The sequence below is a fragment of the Streptomyces alfalfae genome (assembly GCF_004127445.1).
GTDB lineage: Bacteria > Actinomycetota > Actinomycetes > Streptomycetales > Streptomycetaceae > Streptomyces > Streptomyces alfalfae.
Window position 1 is genome coordinate 124,723 of the sequence record NZ_QEXM01000036.1, and the last position, 22,931, is coordinate 147,653.

Here is a 22,931-nt window from a genome sequence, read left to right on the forward strand (position 1 = left end):
GTGCTCGGGGGAGGGGTGTCAGCAGCTCAGGTTGGAGCCCGGCGTGGTGCCGAGGAGCTGGGTGAACTGCTTGTAGCGGTCGATGCGGCTCTGCACCTGGGCGGGGTTGCCGCCGTTGCACTCCAGGGTGCCGTTGATGGCGCGGATGGTCTCACCGAAGCCCTTGCCGTTGACCATGGCGTTGTGCGGCGTCATGGTGCCGGGGCCCGACTGGGTGTTCCAGTACCAGAGGCCGGTCTTCCAGGCGACGGCCGGGTCCCGCTCCACCAGGTAGGGGTTGCGCAGCAGGTCGATGCCGAGCGCGTCGCCCGCGGCCTTGTAGTTGAAGTTCCAGCTGAGCTGGATCGGGCCGCGGCCGTAGTACGCGGCCTGCCCGGCGGGGCAGCCGTAGGGCTGGTTCGCGTCGCAGTAGTGCGGGTAGTTGGCCTGGTTCTGCTCGACGATGTACTTCAGCCCGCCGGTCTCGTGGTGGACGTTGGCGAGGAACGCCGCCGCCTCCTGGCGCTTGACGGTGTCGCTGCCGGTGTTGGCGAAGGCCGGGTACGCCTTCAGCGCGTCCGTCAGGCCCTTGTACGTGTAGAACGAGTTCCGGCTCGGGAACATCTGGTTGAACTGGGCCTCGCTGACCACGAATCCGGACGGGTCGGGGTTGCCCGGATCCGTGCCGCCGCCGCAGGCGCCCGCGTCCGCCCAGACGTCGGAGCGGCCCGGCGTCTCGTTCTGGGTCCACCACTTGGCGGTCCAGTTGTGCCCGTTGTGCGAGGCGGTCTTGCCGCCCGTGTAGACGGAGGACGAGCTCCATGGCGCGGCGCACGCGGCCGCGGACGCCGTGGCGGCGGCCGGGCCCAGGACGATCATCGCGCAGAGCGCGGCCAGGGCGGCCGCGAGACTGGTGAGGCGTTTGATCATGCGACATCTCCTAACGGGCGGGCGAGGGGTGGGCTCCACGCCGCCATGGGGGTGTCGGTGACTCAAGCGAAATGGTCTGAACCTGTCAAGGTCTGGACCAATATTGGTTCGACGGCCCGAACGGGCCCCGCCGCGCCACCGGTTGGCGTCGGGTGCGGATGATCCGGCTCTCAACTGGACGGATGACAGCGGGTGGTGACGCGGTCGCCCTGCCGCCGGGGCCTTCCGCGGACGGTTCCGCATCACGGGAATTCACCGGCCCGTCCAGCATGTGGACGCCGACCGGTCGTCGCGGCATCGGCATGGCCGGTCATCCGCGGCGCCGGCATCGGCCGGCGCCCGCCCGGGCAGGATGCATCCGGTGCGGCCCGCGGGGGCCCACCGCGGACCCCAGAAGGGTGGAGCGATGACGGATGCGGGTTCCGGGCGCCTCGTGGTCTCACGGGCGACGCTCGACGACTGGCGCGTGGTGACCGGGTGGGCGGCGGACGAGGGCTGGAATCCCGGCCTCGGCGACGCCCCCTCGTTCTTCGCGCAGGACCCCGAGGGGTTCTTCGTGGGGCGCGTCGACGGTGAACCGGTCTCCGCGGTCTCCGTCGTCACCTACGGCGACGACTACGCCTTCCTCGGCTTCTACCTCGTCCGCCCGGGCCTGCGGGGCCGCGGCCACGGGCTCGCCACCTGGCGGGCCGGGCTCGCCCACGCCGCCGGCCGGACCGTCGGCCTCGACGGCGTCCCCGCCCAGCAGGACAACTACCGCCGTTCCGGGTTCGCCCGCGCCCACGGCACCCTGCGCTACATCGGCGCACTGCCCGCCGCCGGCGCGAGCGACCCGCGCGTGCGCCCCGTCGAGGCCGCGGACCTGCGGGCGCTCACCGCGTACGACGGCGCCTGCGTGCCCGCCGACCGGCCGCGCTTTCTGCGGTCCTGGCTCACCGCCCCCGGCCACCGCGCGCTCGCCCGCGTCGTCGACGGCACGCTCACCGGGTACGGGGTGATCCGCCCCGGCCGCGACGTGCCGCGCGTGGGGCCGCTCTTCGCGGACACGCGGGCCGACGCCGAGGCGCTCCTCGACGCGCTGGCGGCCGAGACGGGCGGCGCGCCCGTCGCCATCGACGTGCCGGAGAACAACGCGGCGGCCGTCGCGCTCGCGGAGGCGCGCGGCATGAAGCCGACCTTCGACACGGCCCGCATGTACACCGGCCCCGTCCGGAGCTTCGCGCGGGAGCGGGTCTTCGGGGTCACCACCCTCGAACTCGGCTGAAGGCAGGCGTGGGCCGGGCCCGGCGCCACCGGGCCCGCCCGCGCCCGGGCCTCGCCTCCGCTCAGGTGATCGTCAGCGTCGTCCTCCCCTTCGCCGCCGAGCTGTCGCCGACGTAGAGGTCGACCGTGCCCTCCTCCACCGTGAACTCGCCGTGCGGCGCGTTGGTCCAGAAGCCGAGGTCCGCCGCGCCGAGCCGGAAGCGGACGGTGCGCGACCCGCCCGGACCGAGGGTGACGCGCCGGAAGCCGCGCAGCCTGCGCACCGGCTGCGTCAGGCTGGCCGCGACGTCGTGGACGTAGAGCTGGACGACCTCGTCGCCCTCGCGCTCGCCGGTGTTGGTGACCCGCACGGACACCTCCAGGGTGTCGCCCTCGCGCAGGGCGTCCGCGGAGACACGCTCACGGCTGAGCCTCGGCGCGCCGATCTCGAACGTGGTGTAGCTCAGGCCGTGCCCGAAGGGGAACTGCGGGTCCGGCGGCAGGTCCAGGTACTTCGACGTGTACTTGTTGTCCGCGTCGTAGGGGCGGCCCGTCGACTCGTGGTTGTAGTGGATCGGGATCTGGCCGACCGCCCGCGGGAACGACACGGGCAGCTTGCCGCCGGGCGCCACCTCGCCGAACAGCACGTCGGCGATGGCGTTGCCCGCCTCGATGCCCGGGTGCCAGGCCTCGAGGACGGCGGGCGCGGAGTCCAGCCAGTCGCCGATGGTCAGCGGGCGGCCGTTGACGAGGACGACCACGAACGGGCGGCCGGTCGCCGCGATCGCCTTCACCAGCTTCTCCTGGGCGCCGGGCAGGGAGAGGTCGCTGCGCGCCGCCGCCTCGCCGCTCATCGCGGACGGCTCGCCCACCACGACGACCGTCACGTCGGCGGCCTTCGCGGCGGCCACCGCCTTGCCGATGCCGCCGGTGTCCCCGCCCTCGGGATCGACGCCCCGGGCGTACGTCACCTTCGCGCCCGGCGCCGCCCGCTCGACGGCGTCGAGGACCTTCACCGAGGGGTACTTCTCGATGGCGCCCGGGAACGACCAGGTGCCGAGGAGGTCGCCGGAGTCGGCGAAGGGGCCGACCACGGCGATGGACCCGACCGACCGCTTCAGCGGGAGCGCCTTCCCCTTGTTCTTGAGCAGCACCATCGAGCGCGCCGCGGCCGTGCGGGCCGCCCTGCGGGTGGCGGCGGTCGGCCCCGCGACGGCGTCGTCCTCGTCGACGTAGGGGTTCTCGAAGAGGCCGAGGTCGAACTTGAGGCGCAGGACGCGGGCCACCGCGTCGTCGAGACGCCGCTCGCCGATCCTGCCGTCGCGCAGCAGCTTCTTGCCGTGTCGGACCAGGTTGGTGCTGGTCATCTCCATGTCGACGCCGGCGTTGAGGGCGAGGCGGGCCGCCGCCGCGCCGTCCTCGGCGAAGCCGTGCGCGATCAGCTCCTGGACGCCGGTCCAGTCGCTGACCACCATGCCGTCGAAGTCCCACTCCTTCTTCAGGATGTCGGTGAGGGTGTGGGTGTTGCCGTGGGCGGGGACGCCGCTGATGGTGTTGAACGAGGCCATGACCGTGGCGGCCCCGGCCTCCAGGGCCGCCTTGAACGGCGGCAGGTAGAGGTTGCGCAGGCGCGACTCCGAGACGTCCACCGTGTTGTAGTCACGGCCGCCCTCGGCGCCGCCGTACGCGACGAAGTGCTTGGCGCAGGCGGCGACGCGGTCCTTGGCGCGGTAGGGCGCGGAGGATTCGCCGTCGGCGTCGCCCTGGTAGGCCCTGACCTTGGCCGCGGCGAACACCGACGTCAGGTACGGGTCCTCGCCGTTGCCCTCGGCGACGCGGCCCCAGCGCGGCTCGTGCGTGACGTCCATGGCCGGCGCGAAGGTCCAGTGCACGCCGTTGGAGCGGGCCTCCTTCGCCGAGACCTCGCCGTCCGCCCTGGTGACGTCGGGGTCGAAGCTCGCCGCCTGCGCCAGCGGGATCGGGAACGTCGTCCAGAAGCCGTGGATGACGTCGAGGCCGAAGACCAGCGGAATGCCGAGGCGGGACTCCTCGACGGCGATGCGCTGCAGGGCGTTGGTGGACTTCGCGCCGTAGATGCTCAGCACCGAACTGAGCTTGCCCGCCCGCGCCGCGTCCTCCGCCTCCTTGGTGTCGCCGCCGCCGGGGCCCGTGTCGTAGGTCCACGGCAGCTGCTGGAGCTGGCCCAGCTTCTCTTCGACCGTCATACGGTCGAGCAGCTTCCGGATCTCGTGGTGATACGCCTTCTCCGGGCGGGCCGCGGGGCCGCCCGGCGCCGCGTCGGCGCTGCTCGCACCCGCGGCGCCCGGGGCGCCGAGCGCGCCTCCCGCGACCGCCGTGCCGCCCAGAGCGGACAGCAGAGTACGCCTTCGTACATCACGCATGCGTTCGCCTTCTCACCTCAGTGGGGGGAATAACTTCAGTGGTGACCACAGAAATTGAAGCGAAAGTACGTTCCTGCTACACGTGGGTCAAGGGACACGGCAGAGGCGGGCGCGCTTCTCGTGAATGGTTGACCTGAAGTTAGCTTGAGGTCCTAACGTTCTGCTCATGAGCATGGAAACCACGGCCTGGACCCAGCTGTACAGCGTGATGCACGCCCAGCAGGACCGCCGCCCCTTCGCCCGCGCCACCCTTCGCCGCATCGGAGTCTTCGCGCGGCCCCACCGCAAGCGCATCTGGCAGTTCGTGCTGCTGAGCGTCGTCACCGCCCTGCTCGCCGTGGCCACGCCCGTCCTCGCCGGGAAGGTCGTCAACGTCATCGTCTCCGGCGGCGACTCCGCCACCGTCGTGCGCTACGCCCTGCTGATCGCCGCCATCGCGCTCGCCGAGGCCGGCATCGGCCTGCTGAGCCGCTGGCTGTCGGCCAACCTCGGCGAGGGCCTCATCCTCGACCTGCGCACCGCCGTCTTCGACCACGTCCAGCGCATGCCCGTCGCCTTCTTCACCCGCACCCGCACGGGCGCCCTGGTCAGCCGCCTCAACAACGACGTGATCGGCGCCCAGCGCGCCTTCAGCAACACGCTCTCCGGGGTCGTCGGCAACATCGTCACCCTGCTCCTGACCCTCGCCGTGATGCTCACCCTCTCCTGGCAGATCACCCTGCTCGCCCTGGTGCTGCTCCCCGTCTTCGTCGTGCCCGCCCGCCGCATGGGCGCCCGCATGGCCAGGCTCCAGCGGGAGGCCGCGCACCACAACGCCGCCATGGGCACCCGGATGACCGAGCGGTTCTCGGCGCCCGGCGCCACCCTCATCAAGCTCTTCGGCAGGCCCGGCGACGAGTCCGCCGAGTTCGCCGCCCGGGCCCGCCGCGTGCGCGACATCGGCGTGCGCACCGCCATGGCGCAGTCCGCGTTCATCACCGCGCTCACCCTGGTCTCGGCGCTCGCGCTGGCCCTGGTCTACGGACTCGGCGGGTACTTCGCCCTGGAGGGTTCGCTGAAGGCGGGCGCCATCGTCTCGCTCGCCCTGCTGCTCACCCGGCTCTACGCGCCGCTGACCTCCCTGGCGGGTGCGCGCGTCGAGGTGATGAGCGCGCTCGTCAGCTTCGAGCGGGTCTTCGAGGTCCTCGACCTGAAGCCGCTGATCGCGGAGAAGCCGGAGCCCACCCCCGTCCCCGAGGGGGCCGTGGCCGTGGAGTTCGACGACGTGCGCTTCGCCTACCCGGCCGCCGACAAGGTCTCCCTGGCCTCCCTCGAGGAGGTCGCCTCCCTCGACACCCGCGGCGGCGAAGAGGTCCTGCACGGCGTCTCCTTCCGCGCCGAGGCCGGCCAGACCGTCGCGCTCGTCGGCTCGTCGGGGGCGGGCAAGTCGACCATCGCGCAGCTCCTGCCGCGGCTCTACGACACCGACCAGGGCGCGGTGCGCATCGGCGGCGTCGACGTGCGGGACCTGTCCGCCGAGTCGCTGCGGGCCACCCTCGGCATGGTCACCCAGGACGGGCACCTCTTCCACGAGTCCGTACGCGCCAACCTGCTCCTGGCCCGGCCGGACGCGAGCGAGGACGAACTCTGGGACGTGCTGCGGCGCTCGCGCCTGGAAGACCTGGTGCGCTCCCTGCCCGACGGGCTCGACACCGTGGTCGGCGAGCGCGGCTACCGGCTCTCCGGCGGCGAGCGCCAGCGCATGACCATCGCGCGCCTGCTCCTGGCCCGGCAGCGGGTCGTCATCCTCGACGAGGCGACGGCACACCTCGACAACACCTCCGAGGCGGCCGTGCAGGAAGCGCTCGCCGAGGCCCTTGAGGGCCGCACCGCCGTGGTGATCGCCCACCGGCTCTCCACGGTCCGCGCCGCCGACCTCATCCTCGTCGTCGAGGCCGGCCGGATCGTCGAACGCGGCACGCACGACGAACTCCTCGCCGCCGACGGGCGGTACGCGGAGCTGTACCGGACCCAGTTCGCCAAGGGAGCCGGGGCGGCCGACGCGGCTCAGGTCGTGGAGGCGGCCTGAGCGCGAGGCGGCCCGGGGCCCGGCTAGGCGCCCCGGGCCCCGCGCAGGCGGCGAATCCGTGTCCGGACGTCCACCGGGAGTTCATCGGTTCCCCACCTTCGCCGCCCGCATCCATGAGAGAAACCCCCCATGTGCGACGACGAGCTGATACCGCCGAGCGCGGACCTGACCGAGGAACAGTGGCTGCGGGCCGACCCCGCGCTCTTCGACGGCCCGGTGGGGGAGCGGGTCCGGGCCATGCGGGCGCCCCGGCGGCGCGCCGTCCTCGGCGGCGCGGTGGCGGGCGCGGCGGCGCTCACGGTCCTGTCGGGCGCGGGCCGGACGCCCGCGGCGGCGGCTGCCCGCTCCGGCAGGTTCCCGCTGCCGACGGCGCCGAACCGGAACGGGGAGTACGCCGTGCTCCTCACCGGTGACGCCGGCACGGGCGAGGAGGCGCAGCACGCGGTGGCCGCCGCGGCGCGGGAGGTCTGCCGCGCCGAAGGGGTCGGCCTGGCCGTCGGGCTCGGCGACAACATCTACGAGAACGGCCCCGAGTCCGCGGACGACTCCGAGTTCCGCACCAAGTTCGAGGAGCCCAACACGGGCCTGGACATGCCGTGGCTGATGGTTCTCGGCAACCACGACTGCTCGGGACTGATACCCGGCAGCGGCGGCGACCCCTCGCGCGGCGACCGTGAGGTCGCGTACGCCAAGGGATCACGGCGCTGGCACATGCCGAGCCGCTACTACGACGTGGCGCTCCCGGCGGCCGGGGAGGGCGGGCCGCTGGTGGAGTTCTTCGCCATCGACACCAACCCCGTCTCCTCCTACGTGGCCCAACTCGACCCGCACTACCGGTGGAACGGCCCCTACATGCGGGAGCAGCGCGCCTGGCTGGACGGCGCGCTCAAGGCGTCGCGGGCGCGCTGGAAGGTCGTGCTCGGGCACCACCCGTACCTGAACAACGGCAAGCACGGCAGCGCCGGTTCGTACGACGGCTTCACGATCGGCGACTACACCAGCGGCGTCCACCTCAAGGAGCTGTACGAGGAGGTGGTGTGCGGCCGGGCCGACCTCATCCTCTCCGGCCACGACCACACGCTCCAGATGCTGGAGCCCACCAGCCGCACCGGTGGCACCCGGCAGATCGTCTGCGGAGCCGCCGGCAAGGCGGGTGACGGCAGGGCCCACTACGGTCACCCGGCGTCCTGGCAGAACTTCGCCGACCACGGCTTCATGGTCCTCAAGGCGTCCGACCGGGCGATGACGGTGGACGCGTACACGGTGGACGTCCCCACCCGCACGGCCCGCCTCGCCCACAGCGTCCGCACGTCGAGCCCGCTGGGCGCGGCGGCGTCGACTGCGGCTCCAGGGGCGTCGTCGGCGTCGGCGGGGCGCCGCTGACCTTGGTGATCAGGACGGTCGCGAGGTCACGGACCTTCTTGTTCCGGTTCTGTGAGGCGCGGGGCAGGATCTCGAAGGCCCGCGGAGCGGTGCAGCGCTGCTGGGCCATGAGGATGCCGAGGGCCTGGTCGATCTGCGTGCGGGAGGCGAGCGCGGCCTGCAAGTGCTCGCTGAACCGGGTCTGTTCGGCGATCTTGTGGGCCACCCCGATGGCCCCGGCCGCGTGGCCCGCGAATACCGCGGCCTGGTCGCGCACCGGGCCGGAGAAGCCGTCCGGCTCATCGGCGTAGAGGTTCATCACCCCGGTGCCGCACCGGCCCGGCGGCGCCAGGGGCAGGGCGAGCGCGGAGCGGATGCCGAGCAGCAGGGCGCGCTCGGCGAAGGCCGGGAAGCGGCCGCTGTCGCTCAGGTCGCTGATCGCGTGTGTCTCACCGGTCCGCAGGGCCTCCAGGCAGGGGCCCTCGCCCATGTCGTACTGCTCCTGGTCGAAACGGCGGACCGGCTCGTCGCTCGCCGCCGCGGTGCGCAGCCGGCCGGGCGAGGCGAGGGTGATGGAGCAGTGCACCCGGATGGGCAGCAGCTCCGCGGCGAGGGCCACCAGGTCCTGGAGGAACCCCTCCAGCCGGTCGGAGTCGAGGAGCAGCGACTGTAGTTGTGCCAGGGCCTGCTCCCCGATTCCGGGCAGACCTGGCTCTAAGGCGGTCATGGTGCGGGGGCGCCTTTCGTGAGGGGCGGGCATATCCCCCGGGCGAGTACCCGTCCGCGGCCCGTCATGCCAGGGACGTGAATCGCATGTGGGTTCGCTCGTTCACCCGGGAGTCGACCGGGACGGTTTCGGTGGCGGCGCTCCGCCGATAGCCTCTTGCCAGAGGCGTAGTCAGGCAGCGGCTGCCCATGGGCTGAACAGTGCTCTGGAGCTTTCCGTGTCCCTGCCGAACCATCCCGTCGACACCGATGCCGACGCCGAACCGATCGTGATCCCGCTGGCCGAGATCGTCGACCTCGCCAACGCCGAACGGGTCCGTGACGATCTGCGGCGGCTGCTCAGGTCCGCCGGAACGCGCGTCGCCATCGTCGATCTGCGCACCCCCTGTCTGACCGCGGCGGCCGTCGGCGTCCTTGAGCGGACGCAGGCGCTGGCGGACCGGCTCGGGGTGCGGCTGCTGGTGGTCGCCCCGCACCGGCTGACCCGGCACGTCCTGCGCGTCACCGCGGCCGACGTCTACCTCGCGGTCCACCCCGACCTGCTCTCGGCCCTGCGGGAGGCGGCGGCGGACTGACGGGGCCGGCCCGCGGAATCGCCCCTCCGCCGCCGGCTTCTAACGGGGCGAGGCGGGGTGCAGCTGCCGTCTGGCCACCGCGAGCGCGCTCTGTATGTCGCGGGTCCCGGTGGAGACGCACAGGGTGTAGGCGACGTCCTCCATGCGCCGGCGGGTCTCGGCGGTTTCGGCGTTCTCGGCGCTCGCGGCGGGGTGTCCGGGCCGTCCGGGGCGGCGGGCGCTCAGCGCCTCGTAGTTCTCGACCAGGTTGCGCAGCACGGGTTGGGCCATCAGCACGACAGTCATCCTTTCGGAGCCAAGCGGCATACGCTCCCTGCGGTACCCCGCCCCAATCCCGACATTCCCCTTCACTTCTACTGTTTTTTCTCTTCCCGTCATTCTCGCCATTCCCATCATTTCGGGAATGCTGGCTACTCCTGCTGCTCGTCGAGGGTGATGACCACCTTGATGTCGTCCTCGCGCGCGGTGAACGCCTCGGCTGCGCGCTCCAGCGGCACGCGCCTGGTGATCATCCGCTCCAGCCAGGAGCGGTCGGCCCATGCGAGGGCGTCCGCCCCCTGCCGGTAGTGGCGGAGGTTGGCGTTGACCGAGCCCACCACCGCGTCGTTCTCCAGCACCAGTTCCCGGTTGATCGTCCCCGCGTCCACGGAGAGCCGGCGCCCCTTGGGGGAGACGCCGGTCAGGCAGACGATCCCGTACGTCGCCGTCCCGGCCATCGACTGGAAGACCACGGAGCCCGCGCCGGTCGCCTCGATCACCACGTCGGGGCGGAGCTTGGCGGCGACCTCGCCGATGTCCTCGCTGTGGTAGGTCGCTCCCAGGTCCCTGACCAGGCCCGGCTTCGGCCCCCCGGTGACCCGGTCCAGTACGTGGACGTCGAGACCGCGCCGCACGCCGAGCAGCGCCGCCAGCAGGCCGATGGGCCCCGCTCCCGTGACGAGGGCGCGCCGCGGCTCGAACCAGGCGCGGCTGCCGATCCGCTCCACCTGCTCCCACGCCTTGGCCACCACCGTGGTCGGTTCGAGCAGCATGCCCACCGATTCCAGGGCCGGGTCGAGCCTGACCGCGTAGTCGCTCTCCACGGTCCAGGTCCGGCCGGCGTAACCGTGGCGCTCCTTGATGCCGCGCTCGGTGTAGCGGCCGTTGCGGCACATGTCGAACTCGCCGTGCGCGCACGCGCCGCACGGCTCGGGGTCCGGGCGGCGCACCACGCCCACCACCAGGTCACCGCAGGCGAAATCGCTGTCCCGCGGCGCCTCGCGCACCCGGCCCAGCGACTCGTGGCCGATGATCAGACGGTCCTCGCCGGGCGGCGCCCAGCCGTAGTCGCCCGCCACGATCTCCTTGTCGGTGCCGCAGACCCCGACCGCCAGGCCGTCCACCAGCAGCTCGCCCTCGCCGCGCACCGGATCGGGCATGTCGCGCACGGACAGGGAATCACGGGCGGAGGGTCGGACGGTGACGGCACGCATGGGCACTCTCCAGGCTCGGAACGGGGGTGCGGCGGAACCGGTGGACGGGGCCGCGCGGACGAAGGGGGCCTTTCGTGCCAGAGTGCCCGCCTTCGCGAGCCCCATACGCCGCCGTCGGCATTCCCGGCGCACATGCCGATCGGCGCGACGCTCCGCATAATCCCCACATAAGCATCTTTACCCAACAACTTCGACATGGTCGAGGTCGAGGTCGGGGGGCGAGCCGCGATCAGGGGCGGAGAAGGGGGCGTCCGTGGACCTGGAGACGGTCGCCGACGAGCTGTACGGACTGCGGCCCGAGGAGTTCACCGCCGCCCGCGACGCGCGCGCTGCTGCGGCGCGGAAGGCCGGTGACCAGCCGCTCGCCGAGCGGATCAAGGCCCTGCGCCGGCCGAGCCTGTCGGCCTGGGCCAGCAACCTCCTGGTGCGCGGGGAGCCCGACGAGGTGCCTGCGCTCATCCGCCTGGGCGAGGGGCTGCGCCAGGCGCACCGGGGCATGGACGGGCCGCGGCTCCGCGAGCTGTCACGGCAGGAGCACGTCCTCGTCGACGCCCTGTCCCGGCAGGCCGGGCGGCTCGCCGCCGACGCGGGCCACGCGATCAGCGAGGACGCCCGCCGCGAGGTCGAGCAGACCCTGCACGCCGTCCTCGCCGACGAGCGGGCCGCCCGGACATGGGCGGAGGGCAGGCTGACCAGGCCGCTCGACGCCCCCACCGGCTTCGACGCCGCCCTCCGGGACGTCGGGCCCCGCGAGGAACCCGCCGAGCCGCCGCCGCGGGAGCCCCGCGCACGGCGGGAGCCCCGGAAGCGGGATGCCGCGGCCGATGAGCGCCGGCGCGCGCTCGCCCGCGCCCGGCAGGAGGCCGAAGAGGCGGACCGCGCACGGCGCGAGCGCGCGGACGAGACGGCGGCGGCCGACGAGCGGGCCGAGGAGGCGGCGGGCCGGGTGCGCGAGGCGGAGCGGCGTCTCGCGGAGCTGGCGAAGGAACAGCAGAGCGCGGCGGAGCGGCGCCGGGAGGCCCGCTCCGCCGAGCGTGAGGCGCGGGACGCGGCACAGGCGGCCGACCGCGCGGCACGCGAGGCGGCGAGCCGGGCGGAGAAGGCGTCCGCGCTCCTCGACCGGCTGAGCGCCAAGGACCCCGACCACCGTGACGGCGAAGGAGACGACGACTGATGGCGAGATCGATCTGGAGCGGGGTGCTGACCTTCGGGCTGGTCACGGTCCCCGTGGGCCTCTTCACCGCGACCGAGGACCACACCATCCACTTCCACCAGCTCCAGCGGGGCACCGGCGACCGCATCCGCTACAAGCGGATCAACGAGCGCACCGGCGAGGAAGTGCCCACCGACGACATCGTGAAGGGCTACGACCTCGGCCAGGGCGACTACGTCGTCGTCGAACCCGAGGAACTCGACGACATCGCCCCGGGCAAGTCGAAGGTCATCGACATGACGGGCTTCGTCGACCTCGACCGGATCGAGCCCGTGTACTTCGACCGGACCTACTACGTCGCGCCGCGCGGCAAGGAGTACGTCAAGGTCTACGAGCTGCTGCGGGCGGCCCTCGAACGGTCGAACAAGGCGGGCATCGCCACCTTCACGATGCGCAGCAAGCAGTACCTCACCGCCCTGCGCGCCCAGGACGACGTCCTGGTGATGCACACGATGCGCTGGGCGGACGAGGTGCGCGACCCGCGCGAGGACCTGGACGTGATGCCGGCCCGGCGCCCCGAGGTCGCCGACCGTGAGCTGAGGACGGCCCAGCAGTTGATCGACGCCCTCAGCATCGACTGGGACCCGAACGACTACCACGACACGTACGAGGAGCGCGTCAAGGAACTCGTCGCGGCCAAACGCGAGGGCAAGGAGGTGGTCGGCGAGGAAGGGCCGCCCGACGCCACGAACGTCGTCGACCTGATGTCGGCGCTGGAGCGGAGCGTCGAGCGCAACCGGGGCGGAGGCAAGAGCAAGGGCAAGGACGGCCGCCGCAAGGCCCCGGCGAAAACGAGGAAACGGCCGGACGAGGACCTGTCCTCGCTCACCAAGAGCGAGCTGTACCGGCGCGCGACCGACGCCGACGTCCCGGGCCGCTCGAAGATGAGCCGGGAGCAACTGGTCGAAGCCCTCACGGGGCGCAAGGCGCGCAAGGGGCGGAAGGCCGCGGCCTGAGACCTGGCGGGGCGCCCGGGGCGATGGCGATCGCCCCGGGCGCCCCGCCGTCCCGCGTCAGCGCCCCAGCGCCTTCTTGAGCTGCTGCTTGTTCATCGAGGAGCGGCCCTCGACGTTCTTCTTCTTCGCCTCTTCGTAGAGCTGGTCCCTGGTGGGGCCCTGGGCGCCGCTGTGCGAGCGCTCCCCGCCGCGCTGCGAGGCGGACTTGGGGTCCTTCGTCGACGTCCTGCTCGCGGTCCTGGACTCGCCGGAGCGGGCGCGCTCCTTGTTCACCGTGCGCGCCGCGATCTCCTTGGCCCGGCCCTCGGACGCGCCGCGGTCCTCGGCGCTGTCCTTGATGTGCTCGTACTGACGCTCACGCTTCTTGCTGGATCCAGCCGGCATGACGACCTCGCTTTCTCAGGGCCACCGGTCGCCGAGTGTGCTTGCGGTGGTTCTCTTTGTGGGCATGCGCCCCAGTTTCACACCGGTACCCGGGCGCCGCCCGCTCACGCATGGGCCGCGCGGCGCCCGAGCGCGCCGGGGCGGCGCCGGCCGCTGTGGTCCCAACGGCCGGCGCCCGGCCCTCGCGTACGAGGACCAGTTGCACGGGTGATCCGGTTTGGCGAGGCCAATCCCGCCACGCCCGGAGTCTCCGCAATTCCTTCTCATCACGGGCGGGCCGCTCCGCGGCGCCGCCGCCCTCACGGCTTCCCGTCCCGCTCGTTGTAGGCGCGGGCGGCCCGTTCGTTGAGCGCGCTCCCGGCCCGCTGCACGGCCCGTGCCACGGGGCCCCGCGGCGGGTCGACGTCCTTGCCCTCGCGCTGCCCGAGCGGGCCGCCGGGCGCGCTCGGCAGGAGGCGCGCGGCGACGCCGCTGAGCCGGGTGGTCGCCGCGGGGGCGATGCCGTGTGCCAGGCCTGCGGCGCGTGCCGCCGGGGTGAGCACGAGGCGGGTGCGGCGCCGGACGACGGCCCGCACGATGCGCTCGGCGGCGCGCCCCGCGTTCATCGACACCAGCGGCGTGCCCGCGAGGGTGGAGAACCACCCGTACTCCTGGCTCCGCGCGCCCCCGAACGTCGCGTGCAGATGGGAGCCGGTGCGCATCAGGCCGGGATACACGGCGCTCACGCTCACCCCGCTGCCCGCCGTCTCGGCCCGCAGCCCCTCGGCGAGGACGCCGATCGCCGCCTTGGCGCACGAGTAGGGCAGCAGGTGCGGTACGCCGAGCAGCCCGCCGACGGAGGAGATGAGCGCGAGCCGGCCGCCGGCGGGGCTCTTCCTGAGATGGGGAAGGGCTTCGAGGGCCGTGTGCAGGGCGCCGTGGAACATCGTCCGCATGGCGTCCTCGAACTCCTCGGCCCGCAGCGCCTCCAGCGGGGCGACCTGGATGATGCCGGCGTTGGCGATGACGATGTCGACACCTCCCAGGGCCTCCCGGGCGGCGGTGAACAGCTCGCGTACGCCGGCCTGGTCCCGTACGTCGCAGACCGTCGTCCGCACGGTCGCCGCCGGGTGACGGGCCAGCAGTTTGGCGCGGGCCCGCTCCAGTTCGGCGCCGTCGCGCGCGGCGATGGTCACGGCGCAGCCGCGGGCCAGCAGGCGGTCCGCCATGAGCAGGCCGAGGCCGCGCGAGCCGCCGGCCACGACGGCGGAGAGTCCGCCGAGGTCGTCCGCGCTCCCGATGGTCCCGGTCGTCCTCCGCCGGCTCCCCGTTGTCAATCGGTCGCCGTTCACGGCCGCAGCAGTGTCTTGATCATGCCGTCTTCTTTGGCCTGGAACGTCTCGTACACCTTGGGAGCCTCCTCCAGGGAGACGTGGTGGGTGGCGAAGCCGTCGACTCCGAGCGGGTCCTCGTCGGTGAGCAGCGGCAGGAGGTCGCCGACCCAGCGGTGGACGTTCGCCTGGCCCATGCGGAACTGCAGCTGCTTGTCGAACATCGTCAGGAGCGGCATCGGGTCGACGGCGCCGCCGTAGACGCCGGAGAGCGAGACGGTGCCGCCGCGGCGCACGATGTCGATCGCCGCGTACAGGGCGCCCAGACGGTCGATGCCCGCCTTCTCCATGAGCTTCGCGCCGACCGCGTCGGGCAGCAGCCCCACACCCCACTGGGCGGCCTTGGCCAGCGGCGCGCCATGGGCCTCCATGCCGACGGCGTCGATCACGGCGTCCGTGCCGCGGCCGTCCGTCAGGTCGCGGATCGCGTCACCGATGTCCTTGCCGTGGCGGCGCAGGTCGAGGGCCTTGACGCCGTCGCGCGACGCCCGGCTCAGCCGGTCGGGCACCAGGTCGACGCCGACGACCAGACCGGCCCCGCGGTGCAGCGCGATCCGCCCGCACATCGCCCCGATCGGCCCCAGACCGAGCACCGTCACGGTGCCGCCGGGCGGGATCGCGGCGTACTCGACGGCCTGCCAGGCGGTCGGCAGCACGTCGGAGAGGTAGACGTACCGGTCGTCGGCGGGGCCCTCGGGCACCTTGATGGGCAGGGTGTTGCCGAACGGCACGCGCATGTACTCGGCCTGACCGCCCGGCACCTGACCGTAGAGCTTGGTGTAGCCGAAGAGGGAGGCGCCGGTGCCCTGGTCGCGGTTCTGCGTCGTCTCGCACTGGGAGTGCAGTCCGTGGCCGCACATGAAGCACTCGCCGCAGGAGACGTTGAACGGCACGACCACCCGGTCCCCCACGGCCAGCTCCGTCACACCGGGGCCGATCTCCTCGACCACCCCCATCGGCTCGTGGCCCAGGATGTCACCGGGGTCCAGGAACGGACCGAGGACCTCGTACAGATGGAGGTCCGAACCGCAGACCCCCGTGGAGGTCACACGGATGATCACGTCGGTCGGATCCTTGATGACCGGGTCGGGAACGGTCTCCACCCGCACGTCGCGCCTGCCCTGCCACGTCAGTGCCCGCATCGCTCACTCCTCGCACCAGCTGTCGGTGATGGCCCTGCTGTCGGCGCGCGGGTTCCCCGGGCCCGAGGTGTCATGCGACGTCCACGAAGCCGACGCGCGGCACGCCCGATCCCAGCAAACCCACACCCACCCCCACCCGCCAACCGCAACGGGGCGTTCGGGGCACGCCGCACGAGGTGAGCAAGGCGGTACGGACGTTCGGTCGTGGTGGGGAACCGCTTAACATCCGCGTATGCCCGAGACCGTCGCGCCATGTGCCCCGCGGAACGACCCGCGGACCGCTCGGGACGCTGCCGGCTAAAGCGTCTCCCTGTCCGACGCGGACCAGAAGGTGCGCTCGGCGGAACTCGGCCCCGGTGAGACCGTCCGGTCCCTGTACCACGACGGATGGGGCCGCGCGGTGCTCACCGCGGACGGCCTCCTCCTCGCGCGCAACCTCTGGACGCCCAGGGTGACCCGTGTGCCCCGGCCCCGCGGTTCGACGACGCCTCGCGCGCTCTCGCCGACGTCGGCCTCGACGAGACGGCGCGCCGCCACGCGCACACCGGCGAGCGCCTGGCGGACGCACCGGACGAGGTGGCCGACTGGAAGGTGTGCCGCCAGCAGCCGAGGCCCGACACCGTCGTCTCCCCGTGGACGAGGCCCGGTCTGTGGCTGATCGGCCCCGGCCGCCCCTGCACCGAGACGAGCCCGAAGCCGCGGCCCGAACCGGAAGCCAAGCCGAAGCCGCGGCCCGAACCGGAAGCCAAGCCGAAGCCGCGGCCCGCTCCCGAGCCGCGCCCCCGGCCCTCCCGGGACGGTGCGCCGGGCGGCTCCACGGGTGGCTCCGGTGGGGGGACCGGCGGCAGCGCCGCGTTCGGGCAGTTCCGCTCGCCGGCGGGCGCCACCGCGACGACGGCCGTCGGCAGGCCCGCGCAGTGCTTCATGGGCAGGGACGGCCGGCCGCGCTGGAGCCACCACTCCGGGTGACGGTCACGCCCCGCCGGGCGGCAGCGGCTGTTCCGTCCAGATCGTCTTGCCGGAGTGGGTGTAGCGCGTGCCCCAGCGCTGGACGAGGCGCGCGACGATGAAGAGGCCGCGGCCGCCCTCGTCCTCCTCGCCGCTGTGGCGCAGGTGTGGCGAGGTGTGGCCGGCGTCCGCGACCTCGCACAGCAGGGTGCGGTCCCGGATGAGGCGTACCTGGATGGGCCCTTCGGCGTACCGGACGGCGTTCGTGACCAGCTCGCTCACGACGAGTTCGGTCGTGAACGACAGGTCGTCGAAGCCCCAGTCGTGCAGTTGCCGCGTGGCCAGCTCCCGGGCGTGGCCCGCGGCGACCGGCTCCGCGGGCAGCTCCCACTCGGCGACCTGCGAGACGTCGAGTTCGCGGGTGCGGACGAGGAGCAGGGCGGTGTCGTCACCGGTCGAACCGCCGGGAAGCAGCTCCGCCACGGCCCGGTCGCAGAGCTCTTCGAGCGACGCCCCGCGGTCGCTCAGCACCCGCCCCAGGGTGTCCAGCCCCTGGTCGATGTCGCGGTCGCGCGCCTCGACCAGGCCGTCGGTGAACAGCGCCAGCAGGCTGCCCACGGGAAGCTCGATCTCCGCGGACTCGAAGGGCAGGCCGCCGAGGCCCAGCGGCGGCCCCGCCGGCAGGTCCGGGAAGGACGGCCGCCCCCGCGGATCGACGATCGCGGGCGGCAGATGCCCCGCCCGCGCCATGACGCAGCGCCGCGTGACCGGGTCGTAGACCGCGTAGAGGCAGGTCGCCCCGGTGGTCACGTCGGTGTACGTGACGTCGGGCGGTCCCGGGCCGCCCCCTTGTTCGTCCGCCGTCTGCGCCACCAGGTCGTCGAGGCGCGAGAGCAGCTCCACGGGGTCCATGTCCATCTGGGCGAAGGCGCGTACCGTCGTACGGAGCCTGCCCATGGTGGCGGCGGCCTGGAGACCGTGGCCGACCACGTCGCCGACCACGAGTCCGACCCGCGTCCCGGACAGCGGGATGACGTCGAACCAGTCGCCGCCGACCCCGGCCACGTCGTCCGTGGGCAGATAGCGGTAGGCGAGGTCGACCGCCGACTGCTCCGGCAGTTGCTGCGGCAGCAACTGCCGCTGGAGGGCGAGGGAGGCCGTGCGTTCGCGGGTGAAGCGGCGGGCGTTGTCGATGGACACGGCCGCGCGCGCCACCAGCTCATCGGCCAGTGCCACCTCGCCGCCGTCGAAGACGGCCGTGCCGGCGCCGCGCACGAAGGTGACGATCCCCAGCAGGCTGTTCTCGGCCCGCAGCGGCACCACCAGGGAGGTGTCGTCGAGTACGAGCCCGCCGGAGGCGAGACTGCGGTCCTGCGGTGAGCCGGGCGGGTACGCGACGGGCGAGCGGTCCGCCGGGGGCGGGGCGGCGCGCGGGGCCGCCGCCGAGCGGTGGGCGACCCGCACCAGGGACATGGCCGCCGAGGAGCCGGTGGCGGGCAACTCGCCCTCCAGGACCGCCCGGCCGAGGTCGACCGTGACCGTCGCGGCGAACTTCGGCACCGCCACCTCGGCGATCTTCTCGGCCGTGGCCGTCACGTCCAGGGCGGTGCCGATGCCGCGGCCCGCCTCCACGAGCAGGGCCAGCCGCCGCTGGGCCTTGTCGCGGTCGGAGATGTCGAAGGCGTCCTCGCACACCCCGAGCACGTGCCCGTCGGCGTCCTGGAGCCGGTAGTAGGCGCAGGACCAGAGGTGGTCCGTCTCCGGGTCGCTGGGCGGGCGGCCCTGGAAGTGCAGGTCGAGGAAGGACTCCCCGGTGTCGAGCACGTGCCGCATGACCCCGTCGAGCGTGGGCGGGTGCCCCCTGGTCACGAACCTGCCCGCCACATACATGTCATCGGCCCGGGAGCCCCTGAACTCGGCGAACGGCCGCCCCATCTCCTGTTCGTACGCCGCGTTGCACCAGGCCAGACGCAGATCGGTGTCGTAGATCGCCAGACCGACGGGGGACTGCGTGGCGAGACCGTGCAGCAGGGCGAGCCGGGCCTCCCACAGCCGGAGGTCGGCGAGCTCCGCCATGACGAGGACCCGCTCGGCAGGACCGCCGCCCCGCAGCGGACACACCGCGGTGGCCACGACCAGCTCACGGCCGTCCCGGTGCCGCGCGACGCGGATCTCGTTCCGCCGCAGCCCGGGAGGCACGGCCGAGGGCACGGGACCGGGCGGCAGGAACGCGGCCAGGGGCCGCCCGACGACCTCCGGCGCCCGATGACCGAGGAGCCGCTCCGCCGCGGGGCTCCACCCGATGACCGTGTCCCGGGCGTCGAGGACCGCCGTGGCTCCTCTGGTGACGTCCAGGGGGCCACGGAAGTCGGTCTTCGGCTCGGCGTTCGGTGCAGTCATGGCGCCACATCAGCCCCGTTCGTTCCCTACAGAGTCCGCCGCCGCCGGGACGGGCACAACCGCGGAGCGCCGACGGTTCCCCCATGCGGGGTGCGGGGCGCCGGGAGACGGGTTCAGGCCGCCCTGACCGACGTGACCTCGTAGACGACGGCCGAACTCATCGAGAGGCCGCGGCAGGTCAGCTGACGCGGTGGGGTGCGGTGGGAGCGCACCTCGACCTCGAAGACGGCGGGGCGCGGCGCCCGGGTGGCGACACGGACGCGCCACCGGTCGTGTTCGCGGACCGTCGCGACGATCGTGTGGTCGTACCGGCCGGCCGGACCGAAGCGCCGCAGGAGCGCCGCGACGGCGACCTGCTGCGGCGGGAAGAGGTCCGTGTAGCCGCGCAGGTGCTCCGGGCGGATGCGGCCCGCCAGGTGTCCCGCGACGGTCTCCACGCACGAGGCGGCGTCGAGGTTGCCGTAGTAGACGCCGTCGGGCAGGACGACGACGTTGGCGGCGAACCGGTCGCCGCCCACGTGGCTGCACTCCCACACCAGGTCCGGCCACCGCTCGCTCAGGGCACGCCCGACGGGCCGGCCGCGCACGGCGCAGCACGTGTCGTGCTGGCCGTGGGCGCAGACGAGGACGACGGGCGGCAGGGCGGATGCGCCCGGGCCGACCCGGGTCCCGCCCGGGGCGACTCCGGTCCCGCGCGCGTCGGCTCCGGCCCCACCCGCTTCGGCTCCGGTCCCGCCTGGGGCGGCTCCGGTCGCGTCCAGGGCGGCTCCTGGTCCGGTCCCCGGGTCCTCAAGCGCGGCGGCGATCCCTGTCAGGTCCTCGTCGCGGCTCCACGTGCCCCACTGCTGGCTCCGGACGCCCGGGCCCGCGTGCCGCAGCACGGCCCACCGCCTGCGGCCCTCGGCGGAGCGGCGGCCGTGCCGTCTGATCAGCAGGATGCGGGCCCGCACCGCCCGAGCGGCGGAGAACACCGGCTCCTTGACGGCCGGATCGAGATCGAGGCCGTCGAAGCCGCTGGGCGGCCAGCCGCCGTGGTGCTCGACGAGGACCCAGACGGAGCCGTACGGCGCGGTGCCCGCGAGCAGATCGCCGCGGGTCCGGGCGGCGTCGGCGCAGAAGAACCGTTCCCCGGCGGTCACCGCGGCCCCGTCACCGCTCCGCGGGGACCAGAACGCCCGCGCGCAGCAGTCTCACGGCGAGCGCGACGCCGAGAGCACCGGCGGTGTGCACCTCCCCGTCGAGCACACGGGCCACCGACGGCAGGTCGGCCTCCGGGAAGTCGAGCCGGCCCACGCGCGTGACCAGGCGCGGGCCGTCCAGACGCGCCTCCAGCGCGGCGCGCAGCCGCACGGGGGAGCCGGGGCGCACGTCCCGGACGGCCGCGAGCTGGGCCAGCGGCCCCAGCGGCGCGGGGCGCGCCTGGCCCCGCCGGGCGCGGTGGAACAGCGGCGCGGGATCGGCCCGCGCGACCGCGGCGAGGAGGCGTTCCCGTACGGCGCCGATCTCGGCGTCCGGCCCTGCCACGCCCAGGGGCAGGGCGCCGCGCATTTCTGGTTCGTCGCGCAGCGTCGCGAGCGCGGCCTCGGCGAGCTGCTCGGCCAGCGCGTACCGCGTCCAGGTGTGGACCCCGAGCGTCAGGTGGACGGAGACCTCGCCCTGCGCCTCGGCGGCGTGCAGCCAGCCGCGCGGCAGATAGAGGACGTCGCCGGGTTCGACGACGGTGTCGAGGTACGCCTCGCCCCGCGCGGCCTCGGCGACGGCGGCACGGTGATCGGTCCAGGGCTGGTCGCGCAACGGGTCGGGGTGGACGGGCTCGTGGACGATCCAGCGCTTGGCGCCGGCGATCTGGAGCACGAAGACGTCGTGGACGTCGTAGTGGGCGTCGAAACCGCGGTTCTGCGGCGGTGTGACGTACGCGTTGGCCTGCACCGGGTGCCCCAGCTCACCGCTCAGCCGGGCGCTGAACTCCCCGACCGGCTCCCAGGTGCGCTGCAGAGCCTGGAGCACGAGCGTGGCGCCGTCGTCGAACGCACGCCACAGCGCGGTGTCGTCGAGCTGGTCGGCGATGGTGGCGCCGACACCGCCGGACGCGGTGAACGACGACTCGGGCAGGGTGGAGCCGTCCTTGGCGACGCGGAGGAAGGGCGTACGCAGCCCGCGCCGCGAGATCAGCTCGTCCACGGCGTCCGCGGAGAACAGGTCGCCGAAGTCACTCGCGCGGCGCGTGAGCAGCGCGGTGCGCCCCCAGACCCCGCGGCCGAACGCCTCCCGGCCCAGGCCGCCGGTCAGGCGCGTCTCCAGGACGCCGGCGTCCGCCCCGGCGCCGACGCCCCGGGGCCCGGCCCCGGGTCTTGGCGCGGGCTCGGCCTCGGGCCTGGTCGGGGGCTCGGTCGGGGCCATGCTCAGGGGGCTGCTCAAACGCCGCCGCCGGACTTGCCGGCGCCGCCGTCCGCGCCGCCGTCCTGTACGCCGGGGGTGCCTGCCGCTCCGCCGTCGGCGGGTCCTTCGGCGCCGCCGTCCGCGCCGCCGTCCTGTACGCCCGGGGTGCCTGCCGCTCCGCCGTCGGCGGGTCCTTCGGCGCCGCCGTCCGCGCCGCCGTCATGGACGCCCGGGGTGCCTGCCGCTCCGCCGTCGGCGGGTCCTTCGGCGCCGCCGTCCGCGCCGCCGTCCTGTACGCCGGGCGTGCCCGCGGCTCCGCCGTCCGCCGGGCCCTCGTGGTGCCGGCTCGGGTCCTGCTCGGAGTTCGCCATGGTTCCTCCTGGGAGTCGAACGGGTGGGAACGGGTGGGAGCGGACCAGAGCAAGCGCACTTCATGAGCCCTCTCCGCCCCCACCAAACTCGCTCAGGGGATGCCGGTCGGCAACCCGGGCCACACCTCGCGGACACCGGGGCCCCTGGGCCGGGGCTGACGCCGTACGCCGTCGCCGGTCCGACATGCGGAGGCGGTCCGCGTAGGGCAGCGTGGAGAACGGACTGCGGCCGAGGCGCCGGGACGGCACACGCCCACCCGGCCACCGCCGCCAGTCACCTCTGGCGCCCGGAGAGGCACCAACGCTGGCGGTACGCGACGGACGCCGGACGCCACCCCTTCGAACGACCAGGAGGAACCTTGAGTGACTTCCAGGACAGGAACCGCCAGGACCAGAGCACGTCGGCGGCGGTGGCAGAGACGGCACGGAACAAGGCGAGCGAAGGCGCCGGGCTGGTCGGCGACCATGCCGCCGAGGTGGCAGGCACCGCCAAGGAGCAGGCGTCCGGAGTGGGGCACGAGGCCACCGCCCAGGCGCGTGACCTGGTGGGAGAGGTACGGGACCAGCTCCAGGACCAGGCGCGTGCCCAGACCCGGCGCCTGGCGGAGAACGTGCGCCGACTGGCGGACGAACTGCACGACATGAGCGCGAACGGCAAGTCCGATTCCACCGCCGCGCATGTGGTGGGCCAAATAGCGGACGGCGGCCACCAGATGGCGTCCCGCCTGGAGCGGCGCGGCCCGGACGGCCTCGTCAGCGACCTCCAGGACTTCGCGCGGCGCAAGCCGGGTGTGTTCCTGGCGGGAGCGGCCCTGGCGGGCTTCGTCGCGGCGCGAGCAGGCAAGGGCGTCAGCGCCGCGGGTTCGTCCGCCGCGCCGGACGCGGGTGTGTCCCCGGCGCAGGGCGGCTCCGCGACGCCGCGCCCGGGTGGTTCCGCCGCGCCGCGCCCGGACGAGAGCGGGCGGCGGCCGGTCCCCCCGAGCCCGGCCGGTCTCACGTGACGCGCGGGCCG

19 protein-coding genes and 1 pseudogene are annotated in these 22,931 nt (G+C 73.7%); 8 read left to right on the forward strand and 12 right to left on the reverse strand.

What is annotated here, in order from left to right:
* Positions 1–18: 18 nt before the first annotated feature.
* Positions 19–909, reverse strand: coding sequence for a glycoside hydrolase family 19 protein (locus DCW30_RS15005; protein WP_076682988.1), 891 nt, complete (start codon positions 907–909; stop codon positions 19–21).
* Positions 910–1,315: 406 nt separating this feature from the next.
* Here DCW30_RS15005 and DCW30_RS15010 point away from each other — a divergent pair, with 406 nt between their 5' ends.
* A complete protein-coding gene (locus tag DCW30_RS15010; protein WP_076682986.1) occupies positions 1,316–2,173 on the forward strand; it encodes a GNAT family N-acetyltransferase in 858 nt (285 codons plus the stop codon).
* A 61-nt stretch (positions 2,174–2,234) separates the two neighbouring features.
* Here the strand turns inward: DCW30_RS15010 and DCW30_RS15015 are convergent, their stop codons facing one another.
* Positions 2,235–4,376, reverse strand: a complete 2,142-nt coding sequence (locus tag DCW30_RS15015) for a glycoside hydrolase family 3 N-terminal domain-containing protein (protein ID WP_418347329.1) — start codon at positions 4,374–4,376, stop codon at positions 2,235–2,237.
* Positions 4,377–4,719: 343 nt separating this feature from the next.
* On the opposite strand from DCW30_RS15015, the gene DCW30_RS15020 reads away from it, so the two are divergent.
* Both DCW30_RS15020 and DCW30_RS37470 read left to right on the forward strand, forming a co-directional pair.
* Positions 4,720–6,621 (forward strand): ABC transporter ATP-binding protein, encoded by a 1,902-nt coding sequence (locus DCW30_RS15020; protein ID WP_076682982.1) that lies wholly within the window; start codon positions 4,720–4,722, stop codon positions 6,619–6,621.
* 129 nt (positions 6,622–6,750) lie between these two features.
* Entirely contained in the window at positions 6,751–8,004 is a 1,254-nt protein-coding gene (locus tag DCW30_RS37470) for a metallophosphoesterase (protein ID WP_076682980.1), read from the forward strand.
* 19 nt (positions 8,005–8,023) lie between these two features.
* On the opposite strand, the pseudogene DCW30_RS15030 reads toward DCW30_RS37470, so the two are convergent.
* Positions 8,024–8,743, reverse strand: a pseudogene (locus tag DCW30_RS15030) (GAF and ANTAR domain-containing protein); the annotation flags it as partial.
* Positions 8,744–8,927: 184 nt separating this feature from the next.
* Here DCW30_RS15030 and DCW30_RS15035 point away from each other — a divergent pair.
* Entirely contained in the window at positions 8,928–9,284 is a 357-nt protein-coding gene (locus DCW30_RS15035; RefSeq protein WP_076682976.1) for an STAS domain-containing protein, read from the forward strand.
* Positions 9,285–9,323: 39 nt separating this feature from the next.
* On the opposite strand, the gene DCW30_RS15040 is transcribed toward DCW30_RS15035, so the two are convergent.
* Together DCW30_RS15040 and DCW30_RS15045 are read right to left on the reverse strand one after the other, a co-directional pair.
* Positions 9,324–9,560, reverse strand: a complete 237-nt coding sequence (locus DCW30_RS15040) for a DUF5133 domain-containing protein (RefSeq protein WP_076682974.1) — start codon at positions 9,558–9,560, stop codon at positions 9,324–9,326.
* A gap of 134 nt (positions 9,561–9,694) precedes the next feature.
* A complete protein-coding gene (locus tag DCW30_RS15045) occupies positions 9,695–10,756 on the reverse strand; it encodes a glucose 1-dehydrogenase (RefSeq protein WP_076682972.1) in 1,062 nt (353 codons plus the stop codon).
* A gap of 253 nt (positions 10,757–11,009) precedes the next feature.
* Here DCW30_RS15045 and DCW30_RS15050 point away from each other — a divergent pair, with 253 nt between their 5' ends.
* Positions 11,010–11,930 carry a hypothetical protein gene (locus DCW30_RS15050; protein ID WP_076682970.1) on the forward strand — a complete coding sequence of 307 codons (921 nt, stop codon included), beginning with the start codon at positions 11,010–11,012 and terminating at the stop codon, positions 11,928–11,930.
* Entirely contained in the window at positions 11,930–12,925 is a 996-nt protein-coding gene (gene ku / locus DCW30_RS15055; protein WP_076682968.1) for a non-homologous end joining protein Ku, read from the forward strand. Before DCW30_RS15050 ends, ku begins: the two co-directional genes overlap by 1 nt.
* Before the next feature lie 57 nt (positions 12,926–12,982).
* Here ku and DCW30_RS15060 read toward each other — a convergent pair whose 3' ends face one another.
* The 3 genes from DCW30_RS15060 to DCW30_RS15070 all read right to left on the reverse strand — a co-directional run bounded on the left by DCW30_RS15060 (position 12,983) and on the right by DCW30_RS15070 (position 15,821).
* Complete coding sequence (locus DCW30_RS15060; RefSeq protein ID WP_062778921.1) at positions 12,983–13,309, reverse strand: hypothetical protein; 327 nt, start codon at positions 13,307–13,309, stop codon at positions 12,983–12,985.
* Positions 13,310–13,608: 299 nt separating this feature from the next.
* Positions 13,609–14,517, reverse strand: a complete 909-nt coding sequence (locus DCW30_RS15065; protein WP_079250327.1) for an SDR family NAD(P)-dependent oxidoreductase — start codon at positions 14,515–14,517, stop codon at positions 13,609–13,611.
* 119 nt (positions 14,518–14,636) lie between these two features.
* Positions 14,637–15,821 carry an alcohol dehydrogenase catalytic domain-containing protein gene (locus tag DCW30_RS15070; protein WP_076682966.1) on the reverse strand — a complete coding sequence of 395 codons (1,185 nt, stop codon included), beginning with the start codon at positions 15,819–15,821 and terminating at the stop codon, positions 14,637–14,639.
* A gap of 387 nt (positions 15,822–16,208) precedes the next feature.
* Here DCW30_RS15070 and DCW30_RS15075 point away from each other — a divergent pair, with 387 nt between their 5' ends.
* A complete protein-coding gene (locus DCW30_RS15075; RefSeq protein WP_076682964.1) occupies positions 16,209–16,790 on the forward strand; it encodes a hypothetical protein in 582 nt (193 codons plus the stop codon).
* Positions 16,791–16,793: 3 nt separating this feature from the next.
* Here the strand turns inward: DCW30_RS15075 and DCW30_RS15080 are convergent, their stop codons facing one another.
* The 4 genes from DCW30_RS15080 to DCW30_RS15095 all read right to left on the reverse strand — a co-directional run bounded on the left by DCW30_RS15080 (position 16,794) and on the right by DCW30_RS15095 (position 21,919).
* Positions 16,794–19,169, reverse strand: coding sequence for a SpoIIE family protein phosphatase (locus DCW30_RS15080; RefSeq protein WP_076682962.1), 2,376 nt, complete (start codon positions 19,167–19,169; stop codon positions 16,794–16,796).
* Positions 19,170–19,282: 113 nt separating this feature from the next.
* Positions 19,283–20,308: a sucrase ferredoxin gene (locus tag DCW30_RS15085; RefSeq protein WP_237283318.1), complete on the reverse strand. Its 1,026-nt coding sequence runs from the start codon at positions 20,306–20,308 to the stop codon at positions 19,283–19,285.
* Positions 20,309–20,318: 10 nt separating this feature from the next.
* Positions 20,319–21,569, reverse strand: a complete 1,251-nt coding sequence (locus DCW30_RS15090) for a cupin domain-containing protein (RefSeq protein ID WP_079249887.1) — start codon at positions 21,567–21,569, stop codon at positions 20,319–20,321.
* A gap of 14 nt (positions 21,570–21,583) precedes the next feature.
* The gene (locus DCW30_RS15095; RefSeq protein WP_119271194.1) at positions 21,584–21,919 is read right to left on the reverse strand and encodes a hypothetical protein; all 336 of its coding nucleotides are present in this window, start codon (positions 21,917–21,919) and stop codon (positions 21,584–21,586) included.
* Positions 21,920–22,278: 359 nt separating this feature from the next.
* Between DCW30_RS15095 and DCW30_RS15100 the strand changes: the two genes are divergently transcribed.
* Positions 22,279–22,920, forward strand: a complete 642-nt coding sequence (locus DCW30_RS15100; protein WP_076682958.1) for a hypothetical protein — start codon at positions 22,279–22,281, stop codon at positions 22,918–22,920.
* Positions 22,921–22,931 lie beyond the last annotated feature (11 nt).

Coding starts and splice junctions, on each gene's coding strand:
- DCW30_RS15005 (WP_076682988.1), bottom strand. CDS start 909: ATGATCAAACGCCTCACCAGTCTCGCGGCCGCCCTGGCCGCGCTCTGC.
- DCW30_RS15010 (WP_076682986.1), top strand. CDS start 1,316: ATGACGGATGCGGGTTCCGGGCGCCTCGTGGTCTCACGGGCGACGCTC.
- DCW30_RS15015 (WP_418347329.1), bottom strand. CDS start 4,376: ATGACGGTCGAAGAGAAGCTGGGCCAGCTCCAGCAGCTGCCGTGGACC.
- DCW30_RS15020 (WP_076682982.1), top strand. CDS start 4,720: ATGAGCATGGAAACCACGGCCTGGACCCAGCTGTACAGCGTGATGCAC.
- DCW30_RS37470 (WP_076682980.1), top strand. CDS start 6,751: ATGTGCGACGACGAGCTGATACCGCCGAGCGCGGACCTGACCGAGGAA.
- DCW30_RS15045 (WP_076682972.1), bottom strand. CDS start 10,756: ATGCGTGCCGTCACCGTCCGACCCTCCGCCCGTGATTCCCTGTCCGTG.
- ku (WP_076682968.1), top strand. CDS start 11,930: ATGGCGAGATCGATCTGGAGCGGGGTGCTGACCTTCGGGCTGGTCACG.
- DCW30_RS15060 (WP_062778921.1), bottom strand. CDS start 13,309: ATGCCGGCTGGATCCAGCAAGAAGCGTGAGCGTCAGTACGAGCACATC.
- DCW30_RS15065 (WP_079250327.1), bottom strand. CDS start 14,517: ATGGCGGACCGCCTGCTGGCCCGCGGCTGCGCCGTGACCATCGCCGCG.
- DCW30_RS15070 (WP_076682966.1), bottom strand. CDS start 15,821: ATGCGGGCACTGACGTGGCAGGGCAGGCGCGACGTGCGGGTGGAGACC.
- DCW30_RS15075 (WP_076682964.1), top strand. CDS start 16,209: ATGGGGCCGCGCGGTGCTCACCGCGGACGGCCTCCTCCTCGCGCGCAA.
- DCW30_RS15080 (WP_076682962.1), bottom strand. CDS start 19,169: ATGACTGCACCGAACGCCGAGCCGAAGACCGACTTCCGTGGCCCCCTG.
- DCW30_RS15090 (WP_079249887.1), bottom strand. CDS start 21,569: ATGGCCCCGACCGAGCCCCCGACCAGGCCCGAGGCCGAGCCCGCGCCA.
- DCW30_RS15095 (WP_119271194.1), bottom strand. CDS start 21,919: ATGGCGAACTCCGAGCAGGACCCGAGCCGGCACCACGAGGGCCCGGCG.